The sequence below is a fragment of the Sporolactobacillus terrae DSM 11697 genome (assembly GCF_000648615.1).
Lineage (GTDB): Bacteria > Bacillota > Bacilli > Bacillales > Sporolactobacillaceae > Sporolactobacillus > Sporolactobacillus terrae.
The window spans coordinates 80548-94774 of record NZ_JFZC01000004.1 but is presented as its reverse complement, the minus strand read 5'-3'; the positions used below and the strand labels follow the sequence as shown (position 1 = coordinate 94774).

Sequence of the window (14227 nt, the reverse complement as noted above, 5' to 3'; positions counted from 1 at the left end):
GGTGGAATCACGCAGTTCGTGTATGAGGGCAACCGGTGGTTCGAACAAAAAATGATCTTGCAATCTACCGGAAGAATCGATACGATTATTTTGCTGAGCAAATGAAAATAAACCCGAAAGACCGGGTTTACCCGCAATGCATAAGTCGGTTCAGGAGCTTTTTTCCCATAACTGGGTAGGCGTAGTTTAAACGGAAAGGGTAAGGGTTATACCCGCCAGTATTTGGCAATGGCGGCACCGCGTGACGCGTGGTTCGCCAGATACATAAAGTGATTCGGGTGATTTTTTGAGAACAACACGAACATGGATTTATGTCACTGCTTTTACTGTGTTATTGATCTTGATTTTTGGTGCTTGGCATTTGTATTCAAGCAACATGAGTAATCAAACGCATGACGCGGCAGCAGCGGTTGAGAAAGCAAAGCAGCATTATTCCTTTGATCGCACGCTTTCTGTTTCAGCTTATCATGGGTCAGATGCCTATCAAGTGGTTAAGGCCAAAAGAAATGGGAAAACGGTTTATTTTTGGGTGCCCGATGATTCGAAAAAAGCGGCTTATATTGAACGCAGAGCAAGTGACGGGATAACAAAGAATCAAGTTTTGACCCTTTTTGAACGTCAGAGGTTCGATGTTAAACGACTCATTTCCGTTCGACTCGGGGCGATCAATGGCAATCCGGTATGGGAAATTACCTTTTTAAGCCCGAATCAACATTATAATTATGTTTCATTTTATTTTGATTCTGGGAAAGAAGCACAACGAATTCTAAATTTGTAACTGTGCTGATCTTGATAAATGTTCAGGGAGGAAGAGAGAATGCAATTTGCAAGAAGAGCGGAAATGATCACTCCGTCAAGTACCCTTGCCATTACAGCGAAGGCGAACGAATTGAAAGCAAGTGGGTTTGATGTCATCGGACTAGGGGCAGGACAACCAGATTTTAATACACCTGAATTTATTATTGATGCAGCAACGGAGGCTGCACAAGCCGGACATACGAAATATACGCCTTCGGCAGGTCTTCCAGAACTGAAGGATGCCATTATCAAAAAATTAAAGCGTGATCAAGGATTTGACTATGAACGAAATCAAATTATTGTTGGAAACGGTGCGAAGCACGTTCTTTATTTGCTCTTCCAAGCCTTGCTGAATCCATCTGACGAAGTGATTATTCCTGCTCCATATTGGGTAAGTTACACGGAACAGGTTAAACTAGCTGGAGGTGTTCCAATCACAATTGAGACCTCCGAGCGCGATCATTTCAAAATCACGGTTGCTGATTTGGAAAAAGCGGTTACTGCAAAAACGAAAGCAGTGCTTATTAATTCGCCGAGCAATCCGACCGGGATGATCTATTCTAAAGAAGAACTTGAACCGATTGCTGAGTTTTGTGTGAAACATGATCTTGTGATTATTTCGGATGAAATCTATGAAAAGCTCGTTTATAATGGCAACTGTTTCTTCTCAATTGCACAATTGTCTGAATCAGTGAAAGCACAGACGGTTGTTGTTAACGGAGTCTCTAAATCACATTCAATGACCGGTTGGCGTATCGGCTATGCGGCAGCTGATGCGGCCTTAATTCAAGCGATGACAAATATAGCAAGTCACAGTACATCAAACCCGGCGTCAGTGTCACAATATGCGGCAATTGCGGCGTATAACGGTCCTCAAGAAAGTATCGAAACCATGCGTCAGGCGTTTGAACAACGATTAAATACAATATACCCGAGATTGGTGAACTTGCCTGGTGTGACTTGTGTCAAACCTCAAGGGGCCTTTTATCTCTTCCCAAATATACGACCATTGAGTGATGCATGTGGTTTTTCATGTGTTACAGATTGGGTCAAAGCATTACTAGACGAAGAAAAGGTTGCCGTAGTTCCCGGTGCAGGTTTCGGAATGCCTGATTATATCCGCTTATCCTATGCGACATCCTTAGATAATTTGGAAAAAGCGCTCGATCGCATCGAACACTTTATTAAAGAACATACAAAGTAATTTGTTACATGAATGCGGGGGTCATGGAAAATGAATGTAAGAATTTCTGAAGTGAAAGATCATTTGGGCGATGAAGTGACCATTGGTGCATGGCTGGCCAACAAACGATCAAGCGGTAAGATTGCCTTTTTGGAACTTCGGGACGGCACTGGATTTATTCAAGCCGTTGTTCTAAAAAATGAGATCAGTGAAGAAAATTGGGAAAAGGCGAAAGAATTAACACAAGAAAGCTCGCTCTATGTTACGGGAAGTGTGCGCGAAGATAAACGCGCGCCAAGTGGATTTGAGTTAACGGTCACTGATCTGGAGATTATTCAAATGGCACATGATTACCCGATCACCCCTAAGGAGCATGGCGTTGAGTTCTTAATGGATCACCGGCACCTGTGGCTGCGTTCCAGCAGGCAGCATGCCATTTTGCGTATTCGCAATGAAGTGATCAAAGCAACTTATGATTTCTTTAATGATCACGGCTTTATTAAAGTTGACCCGCCGATTCTGACCGGAAGTTCTGCAGAGGGAACCACCGATCTCTTCCATACAAAATATTTCGATCGTGATGCCTATCTCTCGCAAAGCGGGCAGCTCTATATGGAAGCTGCTGCAATGGCTTTTGGAAAGGTATTCTCGTTTGGACCGGCTTTCCGTGCTGAGAAATCAAAAACACGGCGGCATTTGATTGAGTTCTGGATGATTGAACCGGAAATGGCCTTCTGTGATCATGAAGAAAGTCTAAAGGTTCAAGAAAACTATGTAGCTTATCTTGTTCAACGTGTTTTGAACAATTGTCAATCGGAGCTTAAAGCGATTGGACGTGACACGACAAGGCTTGAGAAGATTAAAGCACCGTTCCCGCGTATCAGCTATGATGAAGCGATTGACTTCTTAAAGAAAGAAGGATTTAATGATATTGAATGGGGCGATGATTTTGGTTCACCACATGAAACCGCAATTGCTGAACATTTCGATGTCCCGGTTTTCGTGACGAAATACCCGACAAAAGTTAAGGCATTCTATATGAAACCGGATCCTGAACGTGACGATGTCGTTCTTTGCGCCGATCTTTTGGCACCGGAAGGTTATGGTGAAATTATTGGCGGAAGCCAGCGAATCGATGATCTGGAACTGATGAAGAAGCGCTATGAAGCGTTCCATCTTACGGATCCTGCGTACCAGTGGTATCTGGAACTTCGCCAATATGGCACCGTTCCACATTCGGGATTCGGGTTGGGGCTAGAGCGAGCAATCGCATGGATTTGCGGATTGGATCACATCCGCGAGACGATTCCGTTCCCGAGATTGTTGAATCGTATCTATCCTTAATCGAGGTTTTTCATGGTGATAGACTCGGGTGTTCCCGAGTCTTTTGCTATTTTTGCGGTGCAATTTGAGAGAATCTCCCTCAGTACATGGACCGCAGTCTGCGATGATCCATGCTATAATGTTCAATGAGGTGTCATAGAATGATGGATATGAATTTCATGCTTGAACTCGTTGGGAACGGCAGTGTCACTGTCCCGTCACTTCTTATTGAAAACTATCACGGGATTGGTTTGAATGAGCAAGAGTGTATGTTGCTGGTTCAAATCCACTCATTTCTAAGTAAAGGTGACGATTTTCCAACGTTTGACGATTTGGCGAGCAGAATGAGCTTTGATGAAACCGCGTGCGCAGATTGTCTGCGCAGCTTAATCCAACGCGGCTATTTGGCAATCATACAAAAAAATGATCGTAAACTATATTCTGAAGCGTACTCGTTGGAGCCGCTTTGGAACAAGCTGATTCGCGCCGCTTACTCAAAGAGGGTGAGCAAGGTGTCAACAGAAAACGATGATAAGCTGTATACGTTGTTTGAAAATGAATTTGCAAGACCGCTTTCGCCAATTGAGTGCGAGACGCTTGCGATGTGGCTGGATCAAGACCACCATTCGCCATCGTTGATTAAAGGTGCCTTGCGTGAAGCGGTTCTATCCGGAAAAATGAATTTCCGTTATATCGATCGCATCTTATTTGACTGGAAGAAAAACGGAATCAAAACATTGGATCAGGCAAAGAAACATGGTGAAAAAATCAGAGCTCACCAACATCGTAACACAGTGACCAAACAAGAAAAAAGCGATGTTCCGAAAATGCCGACGTATAATTGGCTAGGCAAACTCGATTAGGAAGGTGCAAACTCCTGAACCAAAAACAATGTGACTACATCTTAAATACGATAGCAGACATGTTTCCTGATGCCCATTGTGAATTAAACCATTCCAATCCTTTTGAACTGGCGATTGCGGTGATGCTTTCCGCACAATGTACCGATGCTCTAGTCAATCGCGTCACACCGAGTCTATTTCAAAAATATCATGAGCCTGAGGATTACCTAGCTGTACCCATTGAAGAACTTCAAAATGATCTGCGCTCTATTGGGCTTTACCGAAATAAGGCGAAACATATACGGCAAATGTGTCAGATGCTCATTGAAAAGTATAATGGCGAGCTGCCAACAACTCGTAATGAACTCATCAAACTTCCCGGTATTGGACGAAAAACAGCGAATGTGATTGTCTCGGTTGCATTTGGTGAACCCGCTCTTGCTGTTGACACCCATGTTGAACGGGTAACCAAGCGGCTGGGAATCTGCCGATGGAAGGACAGCGTCCTTGAAGTCGAGAAGACATTGATGCGGCGGGTTCCCAGGGAGAAGTGGTCGGAAACGCATCATCGTCTGATTTTTTTCGGACGCTATCATTGTAGAGCACAAAATCCGAAGTGTCCGGAATGTCCGCTTCTTGACGTATGCCGAGAGGGGCAGAAACGAATGAGAAGAGGTGAAAGCAAGTTTGACAAAGCCATTTCTAAAGCTTGAGCTGCCTCAAACGTTTCAAGTTTTCCCATTTTACGAAAAGCAGCAGGTCATTGACGGTGTACTCTCGGAAAAAGAGGTTTATCAGATTCCCTTTCTCTATGATTTACTTTATATAAATGTAAATGCGCCCAATCAGCTGGAAAAGTGGCCCTGGCAGGAAGAGGACAATTTTTTTCATGCGTACTGGAAGGAGCGCAGCGAAGCGCTTCGCGTGCTTTTTCACCAGCGTGATCAAGCTTTGGTTCGAAAGCCGATGATTCGTTGCATTGCTGCATTCATTGATCAGCTTTGCTGGTCTGCGGGCGCTCCGGTTTCCTCATTAGTTCATGACGATTTGATCCAACAGATCAAGGCTGCTCCCTACGCACCATTGAATATTGACGAACGACTTGGTTACTTGCTTCGTCAACCGGCGCGTTATCTGGCGTTTATTCAGTTGGATGAGTTGGAGCAGGAATTTACCAAAAAAAGAGCAGCGAGCATGCGTCGCCTCGAAAATAAATGAGAGAGACAAAATCCCCAACGTCTTGATGATGTCTCCCCGTAAAGTTGATGTAGTTTTAAATGCCTGTTCGGTGGTTAAAATCCGATATTCAATTGGACTTTAACCGCCGAATTTTTCTTTGATTCTTTATTAATTATAATACTTGATCTAAGCACACAAAACCGTTTATAATTTTTCCCTTTAGCACGGGGCATCATTAGAAGTTCGTTTTCTGATTCAAACTCCTGAAGTCACTCCTGTTTAATAAGTAACTTTTGATTCGTTGTTCTTTTTTGACTGCAGACTTTGGATTCTTCGTGCGTTTCCCCCCATAGGGGATGTACTCAATTGGTTTCGAATCCATCTAAATCTGTTACGACTTCACTGATAAATCGATGAAAGTAAAGAGATTGAAATTTTAAATAAAGTGCTGCGCGTTCAAGTGGTGAACGGTTCTTTTTTATATTTTATCGATGTTTTAAGTTTTAATGTCTGCAATGCTTTTTCCCAGATAGCGATGAGTTGCTCTTCATCAGTTTGAAGTATTCTTTTTAAAATCAGTTAAGTATTTAGACATAGCAAACCTCCCTAAAGTTGAATTTTATCTGTCCAACCTTAGGGAGGCCATTTACATTTTTGTTTTAAGGTTACTGATTAGTAGTTGGTGGTGGTGTTCCAGTGTCCACATTATTTCCGTTGTTTCCCGCGTCACCATTATTTCCGTTGTTTTCAGTGTCTCCATTTTTTTCGTTGTTTCCAGTGTCCACATTATTTCCGTTGTTTCCCGCATCACCATTATTTCCGTTGTTTTCAGTATCACCATTGTTTCCGTTGTTTTCAGCGTTTTCATTTTCCCCGGTATCTTCAGTATTTTCATCAATACTTGAGCTGCTGCTTTCACTGCTACCGCTGCTCTCACTACTTGACGAGCTGCTTTCTTCACTGCTACTGCTACTTTCGCTGCTTGAAGAACTGCTTTGCTCACTGCTGCTTTCACTGCTTGATGCATCCGACTTATCTGAGCGGAAGTGATTGCTGACATTTGAATGCATCACAGCCAATTCACCGTTGCCCAATGTCTCAACGGAATTTGGCTTTGTGAAATCCGGAGCACCAACCATAAATTGAGCCATAATGTTTCTGAAAATGGTTTTTGCATATTGTTGTTCGGTCGGCCCGAGAAAAGTACCATAGTCTTTGTCATTTTTTTGCTCATTTTTAACTTCGTAACCCGTCCATACAGCGGTAGTTAATCTTGTATTGTAGCCGACGAACCAAGAAGCGAGGGCACCATGTCTTTGCTGCGTGGCTGATATGCCGTATTGCTTCGCGTAATCATCAGGAATATTATGCGTGCCGGTTTTACCCGCCATGTTTGATCCGCCTATATTTGCACTGCGCCCGGTCCCTTGTGGATTTGTCATGACATCTTTAAGCATATCGGTAACCATGTATGCCGTATAGTCATGCATCGCAACACGACGTGTATGGTTCAGCTGAATCACTTCTCCGTCCGTCTTTACAATTTTTCGTACTGCGTAGGGCTGATTGTATATGCCCTTATTGCCAAAGGCAGCATAGGCGCCGGACATTTCGAGCGGGTTGGAACTGAATCCGCCGCCACCAATTGAATAGCTTTCGCCAAGCTTTTTAAGCGTTTCGCTTGGGATGCCGAGTTTTTTGGCAAATGTACGAATGCTACCTGTGCCTTTTGCCTGATCAACCTTCTGGAACGTTTGCAAAGCAGGAACATTGCGTGACAGGTAAAGCGCTCGGCGCATTGTCATTGAACCAAGGAAACGATTATCAAAATCATTGATCTTTTTTCCCCAACTGTATTTAACATCCGGCGTATCATCGACTTGATAGTCGGTCGGCCATTGTAAATAGTCGATGGCTGGACCATAATCCATAATTGGTTTGGCAGTGGAACCGACATTGCCGCTTCCCGCTGTTTTATAAGAGCGGTTGTTGTTCATTAAATAGGTGTAGTTGCGCCCGCCGCCGAGGGCACGAATTGCCCCGGTTTGCGTATCGATCACCGAAACGCCGGCGTTGAAATTCTTTTGTACAACCGGGAAATTTTGTTTATTATTCAGCACATCCTGCGCCTGATTCTGAATCTCCGGATCCAAAGTGGTGTAGATCTTCAATCCTCCCGAATTGAATTCCTGTTCCGTAATTACTTTTTTATCCTCAACCAGTTCTTTGCGAACGAAATCGAGAAAGGCGCCATATTTGCGATTGCTGACCTTAATCTGCCGATGTCCCTTTGTCATTTGCTTCATCGAAACGGTTTTTGCCTTTGCTGCTTCCTCCGATGAGATGGCGTGATTGTGCACCATCAAGTCAAGAACCAAATCACGGCGTGTTTTTGCCCGATCAGGATGTTTGATCGGGTCATAGTAGCCGGGATTCCGTGTCATCGCGGCAAGCATTGCTGCTTGGTCTAAAGTGACATTCTTAACATTCTTGCCGAAATAGCGTTCAGAAGCAGCGGCTACACCGTAAGTGGGACCCCCACCGAGATAGATTTGATTTAAGTAAAACTCAAGAATCTGCTTTTTGGTGTAACTTTTCTCCAATTGAATCGCTAGATACATTTCTTGAATCTTACGTGTAAAGGTCTTATTCTGAGTGAGCATTGCATTGCGAACGACCTGCTGTGTGATCGTACTTGCTCCTTCAGATTTATACCCCTTCGTAAACTGGGCGACGCCTGCACCCATGATTCGAATCGGGTCGATACCGATATGTTTATAGAAACGAACATCCTCTGTCGCTATATAAGCATCTTGAATCGTTTTAGGGATGTTATCGATATCTGTATACATGCGATGCTCGCCGGAGTCGACATCCGTTGCTTTTTTATCATTTTGATCATAGAGGACCGATGATATTTCATTATGCAATGCATTTGCGTTTAATTTCGGCGCCTGTCCGATCACAGCGAAGACGAAAATCGTCCCAGCCAAGATCAAGAATAAGAAAACCAGCAATAAAAGAATGAAAGTCCGCTTTACCCAATGTTTTTTTCCACCGGATTTCTTTTTCTTTTTTGCAGGTTTATGTGTTTCGTTTTTCTGTTTTTCTGCTTCGGCTGCACGCCGTCTTTCCATTCGGGTATGGTATTCAACCATGACTGATCCTACCTTTCCAAAAAAACCTGTCCCATGGTTTACGTGACATAGTATTCGAGAGTTCCCGCTGATTATGACTTAATTAAAAGTAGACTTCACACACATTTTGAAGATAATCGACACGCGGAAGATACTTTTGCGGAATCAATGAACCATGATCCTGAAAGATTCGTTTCGGGATTGATTTGCGGCCGCCGTTTAAAGATTCGTCCCAAGCCGCCGCTAAATAATCCGCATCAAGCAGGAAAATCTCCGAACGCTTTGTGAATTTGACAATGATAAACCCAATACCGCCGTGTCGTTTGATTCGTTTCATATGCTCGACTTGATGGCGATGAAAATTCTTCAAGGGAATATAGTTCTCGTGCGTTGTTTCTTTTGCCTCAAAGTCTATGTATCTCCCTCGATAGATCCCGTTGTAGTCGGTAGTAGATGCTCTACGAAAATAAGCTTCCGTAATTTTGGCAGCACTTCGCTTCGGATAGTCTACATGGACAATTTGTATTGGTGTCGGCTTTTTGTAAATCACTGCCTGATCCGTTTCAATGTAATAACGGTTTGTCACGTTCAAATCTTCTTCTAAAGACATGCCGCGGTGCCCATAGACGATTTCCGAAGCGGGGCCAGATTGGACCGCTTGACTTTTTCCCTTGTAGGGCTGTCCATTGGGATAAAAGACGCTCATGATGCGGCTGCTCCTTTCCTTTCATTCAAAAGCAATGTCGTCTGCTTTATTCTTAGAACAGTATACCAAAGTACGCTTCGAAGGGGTTAATTTTATTTAAAACGGTCCAATCGGTCATGATTGCTTGCGAGAAAGGGCTAGTTTTGAAAGATTGCTGCTAGTTTTGTCGAGTGTGCAGGTGATCCCTCTCTTTTATGGAACCTCTAAATTAATCTAACTAAGAGAGAAGGGACGTACATGCACTCAGTCAAAAGTCTTGGCATGTCGGTTCGTGAACTGAATTTTCGGATGGATTATTTAACCATGCAATTGGAGCAGTTGGATCATAAAATTATGCGCAATAATAGTGAGTTAATTGAACAACAGTTGGATCTGTGCAAAAAAAAGATGGACCATTCAAAAAGGAAAATGAATCAGGTGGATCGGATGCTTGAAAAAGCGGCTCGTGGAACAGAAATATACTATTCAAACCAGCTAGAGTCGATTTTATTCGAACCGAACACAAACGCTTCGAAGGATCAGAACCGTTCAGCCTGAAAGATGTAACAAGCACGCTTGGGTTGACGCTTCATGAGCAGACTTGGTGAATTGACGATTTGATCATGATACACTAAGTTTAATCAACTTGTTTATGGAGTGAATCAGTGTGCCTATTGAATCAAAGTCCCGGCTGCATCAGCTGACGGTAAAGCTGAGGGAACTCAACCAAACCGCCTATAAACAGTATGCGGAACAAACGCAGGATAAAGCTTATCAGACCGATTTTTATGGCAAGGTCAAGCCGTTTGCCGATGCGATGCAAAAGGTTGTTGATGAATGGCATCCATTAGCGGAACATTGGGTCAGAAAACGCAAACCCAGGTATGTTTTTCCAATACAAATTAAAGATACGAGCGATAATTTAACGATTATATGCGTCACGGCATTTCAGAAGGACACGCGCAGACGGCGATTTTATGAAACCATTAAATCGATTGACTATGTTTTGGAAAATATTCAAGAGCAGTTGGAGCAGGATCTAAAGTGAATCAAGCTGCCATCCGGATAAATGAGATCAGAACAAAGATGAAATAAGGGACTCCCAGAAACAGAATTGCATAATACATGATTTTTGTGACCCATTCAAAGCATTCTTCAGCAGAAAGCTGCTCAATTTTTTGTCTGAGCTGCTGCAGCGAATCATTGAATGGTTCATTTTTTTTGGATAATGGTGTGGTATGTGTTTTTTCCATGAATGCTTCCCCCTAATGACTGCCTTTGATAGACTATATGGCTTGTCCGATGAAAATATGCAAAGTAGGTGGAGGATTCAGTGAAGCATTGGTTTTATCTCAGCAATCGTTTTGCCATTGAATGCTTTAAACCCTTCATTGAGTGCAATTAATTTTCCAGCATAAACCGGATAGACGGCGGCAAATCCTCCATTTAGGATATAATGCTGCGTCTGGCTGTATGATTTCAGGAAAAGAAGGTAATCCCCGTCGGCGAGCGGTCCAGTATATCGATTATTTAGAGGATCCGACGGCTGTGGAAGCGGATCGATCCCGGTGGTCAGCAGTTTGACCGGCGCTTGAACGCTGCCTTTGAGCACTTCATGAATCTGTAGCAGTTGTTCTGCATTGACAAAGCGCGCACCGGAAGGCAAGCGTTTTCCGGTATTCCATCTTTTAATTGATTGATTCAGATGCGTGTATACGATAAGGTCCGATTGTTGGATCATGCGCTGGCTGCTTTCCGGTTGAACAGTTTTGATGAGTTCATTCATTGATTCTGCGTGTATGTGGACAGGATGCCAAATAAGGCTGGAAAGCAGGAGAACAGCGACCAGCAGTGTGTGAGAAGAACGACCTAGCGGCATTTTGAGACAGCTCCGATCTTTTTTTGTTTAGCTTGATTCGCAGCGCTGCATTCTATACATGGGAAAGCATTGCTGGATTGGATTATTGACGATCATTCAAGCGGTTAATCTTGAACATTTCGTGAAGGTATAGTATGTTTAATCTGTTAGAAAAACTAAATGATTGGTTCGTCCACTAGGGGTGCTGTTTGCTGAGAGGGCATGGTCCCGACCCTTGGACCTGATCTGGTTAATACCAGCGTAGGAAAGTGGTAACTCAAACGTTATTCAAACCGCTTTCGTCTTACGATGAAAGCGGTTTTTTAAACTTTTCAAACATGGTGACCGGATGAACGGAGGAACAGTCAAAATTAAAGGGGGAACAGATATGGCTCATGAAAAAAGCCGTAATCTGAAGCTTAATTTAACCGACATTCTTGTAACGATCGTGATTGCACTTGTTTTTGGACTGGTTTTTCGCTTAATGGGACCGGTCTATGATTTGGTACAGCCGCTGGGGATACATCTGGATGCACTTCTGTATGGGATTTGGTTTATCGCCGCACCCTTTGCTGCACTTCTAATTCGCAAACCCGGTGTCGCATTCCTGGCAGAGACTGCTGCAGCGCTTGCTGAAATGCTTTTTGCAGGCAGCGGGGGCATTATCAACCTCTATTATGGTTTGCTTCAAGGGGCATTTTCAGAAGCAATTTTTGCCGCATGGCGCTATAAGAAATTTTCGATCGGCGTTGCTTCATTGTCCGCATTCGCTGCATTAATTGCATCAATCATTCTTGATGCCGGCTATGCATACCTGCCCTTACTCGCCGGATGGAATCTTATCTTATACCTCGTTTTTCGCTTGATTGGTTCCATTTTACTTTCAGGGCTATTTCCCTATGCTTTGGTGAAAGGACTTGAGAAGACCGGTGTCACGCAATCGCTTCGCCCGGTAACTAAGGAAGATTACGATGTCCTTAAGTAAGCGGGAAGAGTGGGGCGTTGATCAACTGCGTCTAGCATTCCCTAAGAAAAAATCGATGTTATTTAAAGATCTTTCCTTTCATTATAAGAAAGGTGAGCGAGTATTGCTCTTAGGACCATCAGGATGCGGTAAGTCCACACTGCTTCAAGTTCTTTCTGGTCTCATTCCAAACAGTATCCAATTACCGATGCGCGCAGAACGCTGCGTGATACCGGAAAACTGGGGGTATATTTTTCAAGACCCTGACACTCAGTTCTGCATGCCGTATGTTGATGAGGAGATTGCATTTGTTTTGGAAAATCGACGTGTACCCCGAGAGCAGATGCCGTCTCTGATTCAGCACTATCTGAACTTAGTCGATCTGAATTTGACCGATAATCATCGGTTGATTCGTACGCTCTCAGGAGGGATGAAACAGCGGTTGGCCATTGCCAGTATTCTCGCACTTGAACCGGAAGTACTGTTCGTGGACGAACCGACGGCATTACTTGATCCATCTGGAACCCGCAAGCTGTGGGAGACCGTGCAACAAATTGGAAATGACCGTACATTGATTATCGTTGAACACAAAATTGACCACGTGCTTGATTTCATTGATCGCGTCGTTCTTTTCAACGAGCAAGGCGCCATTTTTGCCGATGGTCCAAAGCAGGAAATGCTGTCTCGTTACGAAAAAAAGCTTGATGAATATGGGGTCTGGCATCCGGGAAGCTGGATGAACTATCGTATTCATCAGCAAAATGATTCAAAGCAATCCGTTCAAGGCGAGGTTCAACTCAGTCTTCATAATTTTGCCGTACTCAGGCAAAAGGAAGTTAAATTTTTTGCTGAATCTTTAAACATTCACAAAGGGGAATGGATTGCAATCATTGGTGAAAACGGGGCAGGAAAAAGCACGATGATTGAAGGCATTATGGGACTTCTTAAATCAAAAGGCAAATGCGTCTGGTCTTTTGGACATCCTGCCGATCATGTGCAATTTGTCTTTCAAAATCCTGAATATCAGTTTGTTACCGATTCGGTACAGGATGAACTCGCTTTCGGCCTTCGGGTTAGAAAACGGGATGAGCCTGAATGTGCAGATCGTGTTGAAGAGCATCTCCACCATTATTCTCTTGAACAACAGCGCCATCAACATCCGTTCCAACTGTCGATGGGGCAAAAGCGGCGATTGAGTGTTGCATCTGCATTAATCACTTATCCGGATGTGCTGATCTTGGATGAACCGACATTCGGACAGGATGCCAAGAATACGTTTGCACTGCTCGATCTCTTTCAACAGCTCCAACAGAGGGGAACGACACTGCTCATGGTGACTCATGAGATGGAGATCGTGCGACACTTTGCCAGCCGCATTCTGAAGGTAGAGAATGGATCCATTGTGATGGACACGCAAGATGAAGGCGTAGGAAAGGAGCAGGGGCATGGATACGGTTTGGGGAAACACGAACAAATTATTTTTTAAAGTGAATCCAAGTCTGAAATTTCTCCTCGTCTCTTCGCTGTTCATCTTGTACCTGTTTGTCACGAATCTAAATACAATGATTTGGACAGCACTCTTGTTTTTCATCCTGTATTTTTTTGTCAGCGGGTTATCAGGCAAGTGGTCGTTTTGGTTTGTGCTCCTGACCTTAATCGTCTCGCTGTTTAGTGCATCAGCGATGATCTTTTTCGGAAAAGGTAGTTCGGTCCTTTTTCAAAAAGGACTGATCCTCATTACACGGGAAAGTCTGGCTCGAGGCGTACTGCTCGGGCTTCGAACGTTTACGTTTAGCTTAATCGGCATGGTTTTTGCAACAACGACGCAGCCGGTTCCGTTTTTCTATTCATTAATGCAGCAGCTGAAAGTTCCAGCCCGATACGCTTATGGGTTTATGGCCGCTTTTCGCATGATTCCAATGATGGCAGAGGAATTTGTGAAAATACGCCAGGCGATGCGTGTGCGCGGGATGAACCGTCAAAAAGGAGTTAAGGCGTTCTGCGAGCGTATGACCCGTTATTGCCTTTCCATGCTCGCTCAATCGATTCGCCGTGCACAGCGCACAGCCATTGCAATGGAAGCGAAACGTTTTTCAATGACTGCGGAACGGACTTATTATTATAAAATCAGCTGGAGCAGAAAGGATATTTACTTTGTGCTCATTGTTCTTTGTACGGTAACACTCGGCTTTGTGCTTTCGAATGTTCTGCCGATTACTCCGTATACGAATGTTCTTGATCATTGAGTTTCCACGGTG

15 protein-coding genes and 1 riboswitch are annotated in these 14227 nt (G+C 43.8%); of the genes, 11 read left to right on the top strand and 4 right to left on the bottom strand.

What is annotated here, in order from left to right; genetic code table 11:
• Positions 1–286: 286 nt before the first annotated feature.
• The 6 genes from AA84_RS0100440 to AA84_RS0100415 all read left to right on the top strand — a co-directional run bounded on the left by AA84_RS0100440 (position 287) and on the right by AA84_RS0100415 (position 5364).
• Complete coding sequence (locus tag AA84_RS0100440; protein WP_051575155.1) at positions 287–778, top strand: cell wall elongation regulator TseB-like domain-containing protein; 492 nt, start codon at positions 287–289, stop codon at positions 776–778.
• Positions 779–817: 39 nt separating this feature from the next.
• Positions 818–2002, top strand: a complete 1185-nt coding sequence (locus AA84_RS0100435) for a pyridoxal phosphate-dependent aminotransferase (protein ID WP_028975581.1) — start codon at positions 818–820, stop codon at positions 2000–2002.
• A 30-nt stretch (positions 2003–2032) separates the two neighbouring features.
• Positions 2033–3325, top strand: a complete 1293-nt coding sequence (gene asnS / locus AA84_RS0100430) for an asparagine--tRNA ligase (RefSeq protein ID WP_028975580.1) — start codon at positions 2033–2035, stop codon at positions 3323–3325.
• 143 nt (positions 3326–3468) lie between these two features.
• Entirely contained in the window at positions 3469–4167 is a 699-nt protein-coding gene (locus AA84_RS0100425; RefSeq protein WP_028975579.1) for a DnaD domain-containing protein, read from the top strand.
• A gap of 14 nt (positions 4168–4181) precedes the next feature.
• Positions 4182–4859 (top strand): endonuclease III, encoded by a 678-nt coding sequence (nth, locus tag AA84_RS0100420; RefSeq protein WP_169736928.1) that lies wholly within the window; start codon positions 4182–4184, stop codon positions 4857–4859.
• The gene (locus AA84_RS0100415) at positions 4834–5364 is read left to right on the top strand and encodes a YpoC family protein (RefSeq protein WP_028975577.1); all 531 of its coding nucleotides are present in this window, start codon (positions 4834–4836) and stop codon (positions 5362–5364) included. Before nth ends, AA84_RS0100415 begins: the two co-directional genes overlap by 26 nt.
• Positions 5365–5990: 626 nt before the next feature.
• Here the strand turns inward: AA84_RS0100415 and AA84_RS16735 are convergent.
• Positions 5991–8483, bottom strand: a complete 2493-nt coding sequence (locus AA84_RS16735) for a transglycosylase domain-containing protein (protein WP_236628041.1) — start codon at positions 8481–8483, stop codon at positions 5991–5993.
• 82 nt (positions 8484–8565) lie between these two features.
• On the bottom strand, positions 8566–9168 hold the full coding sequence (gene recU, locus AA84_RS0100405) for a Holliday junction resolvase RecU (protein ID WP_028975576.1): 603 nt from the start codon (positions 9166–9168) through the stop codon (positions 8566–8568).
• A 237-nt stretch (positions 9169–9405) separates the two neighbouring features.
• On the opposite strand from recU, the gene AA84_RS0100400 reads away from it, so the two are divergent.
• Both AA84_RS0100400 and AA84_RS0100395 read left to right on the top strand, forming a co-directional pair.
• On the top strand, positions 9406–9705 hold the full coding sequence (locus AA84_RS0100400; protein WP_028975575.1) for a hypothetical protein: 300 nt from the start codon (positions 9406–9408) through the stop codon (positions 9703–9705).
• Between the two features lie 109 nt (positions 9706–9814).
• The gene (locus tag AA84_RS0100395) at positions 9815–10195 is read left to right on the top strand and encodes a YppE family protein (protein ID WP_128166723.1); all 381 of its coding nucleotides are present in this window, start codon (positions 9815–9817) and stop codon (positions 10193–10195) included.
• A gap of 1 nt (position 10196) precedes the next feature.
• On the opposite strand, the gene AA84_RS0100390 is transcribed toward AA84_RS0100395, so the two are convergent.
• Positions 10197–10400: a hypothetical protein gene (locus tag AA84_RS0100390; RefSeq protein WP_028975573.1), complete on the bottom strand. Its 204-nt coding sequence runs from the start codon at positions 10398–10400 to the stop codon at positions 10197–10199.
• A 77-nt stretch (positions 10401–10477) separates the two neighbouring features.
• The gene (locus tag AA84_RS16730) at positions 10478–11026 is read right to left on the bottom strand and encodes a hypothetical protein (RefSeq protein ID WP_051575153.1); all 549 of its coding nucleotides are present in this window, start codon (positions 11024–11026) and stop codon (positions 10478–10480) included.
• A 167-nt stretch (positions 11027–11193) separates the two neighbouring features.
• Positions 11194–11290, top strand: a riboswitch (TPP riboswitch).
• Positions 11291–11393: 103 nt separating this feature from the next.
• On the opposite strand from AA84_RS16730, the gene AA84_RS0100380 reads away from it, so the two are divergent.
• From AA84_RS0100380 to AA84_RS0100370, 3 genes are read left to right on the top strand one after another with little or no spacing between them, the layout of a single operon-like run.
• Positions 11394–11990 (top strand): ECF transporter S component, encoded by a 597-nt coding sequence (locus tag AA84_RS0100380; RefSeq protein ID WP_028975572.1) that lies wholly within the window; start codon positions 11394–11396, stop codon positions 11988–11990.
• A complete protein-coding gene (locus AA84_RS0100375; RefSeq protein ID WP_028975571.1) occupies positions 11977–13455 on the top strand; it encodes an ABC transporter ATP-binding protein in 1479 nt (492 codons plus the stop codon). The genes AA84_RS0100380 and AA84_RS0100375 overlap by 14 nt, the downstream gene beginning before the upstream one ends.
• Positions 13415–14215, top strand: coding sequence for an energy-coupling factor transporter transmembrane component T family protein (locus AA84_RS0100370; RefSeq protein ID WP_028975570.1), 801 nt, complete (start codon positions 13415–13417; stop codon positions 14213–14215). Before AA84_RS0100375 ends, AA84_RS0100370 begins: the two co-directional genes overlap by 41 nt.
• Positions 14216–14227 lie beyond the last annotated feature (12 nt).

Excerpts from the sequence above, each read along its gene's own strand:
- AA84_RS0100435 (WP_028975581.1), top strand. The coding sequence starts at position 818 with ATGCAATTTGCAAGAAGAGCGGAAATGATCACTCCGTCAAGTACCCTT.
- asnS (WP_028975580.1), top strand. The coding sequence starts at position 2,033 with ATGAATGTAAGAATTTCTGAAGTGAAAGATCATTTGGGCGATGAAGTG.
- AA84_RS0100425 (WP_028975579.1), top strand. The coding sequence starts at position 3,469 with ATGGATATGAATTTCATGCTTGAACTCGTTGGGAACGGCAGTGTCACT.
- AA84_RS16735 (WP_236628041.1), bottom strand. The coding sequence starts at position 8,483 with ATGGTTGAATACCATACCCGAATGGAAAGACGGCGTGCAGCCGAAGCA.
- recU (WP_028975576.1), bottom strand. The coding sequence starts at position 9,168 with ATGAGCGTCTTTTATCCCAATGGACAGCCCTACAAGGGAAAAAGTCAA.
- AA84_RS0100400 (WP_028975575.1), top strand. The coding sequence starts at position 9,406 with ATGCACTCAGTCAAAAGTCTTGGCATGTCGGTTCGTGAACTGAATTTT.
- AA84_RS0100390 (WP_028975573.1), bottom strand. The coding sequence starts at position 10,400 with ATGGAAAAAACACATACCACACCATTATCCAAAAAAAATGAACCATTC.
- AA84_RS16730 (WP_051575153.1), bottom strand. The coding sequence starts at position 11,026 with ATGCCGCTAGGTCGTTCTTCTCACACACTGCTGGTCGCTGTTCTCCTG.
- AA84_RS0100380 (WP_028975572.1), top strand. The coding sequence starts at position 11,394 with ATGGCTCATGAAAAAAGCCGTAATCTGAAGCTTAATTTAACCGACATT.
- AA84_RS0100375 (WP_028975571.1), top strand. The coding sequence starts at position 11,977 with ATGTCCTTAAGTAAGCGGGAAGAGTGGGGCGTTGATCAACTGCGTCTA.
- AA84_RS0100370 (WP_028975570.1), top strand. The coding sequence starts at position 13,415 with ATGGATACGGTTTGGGGAAACACGAACAAATTATTTTTTAAAGTGAAT.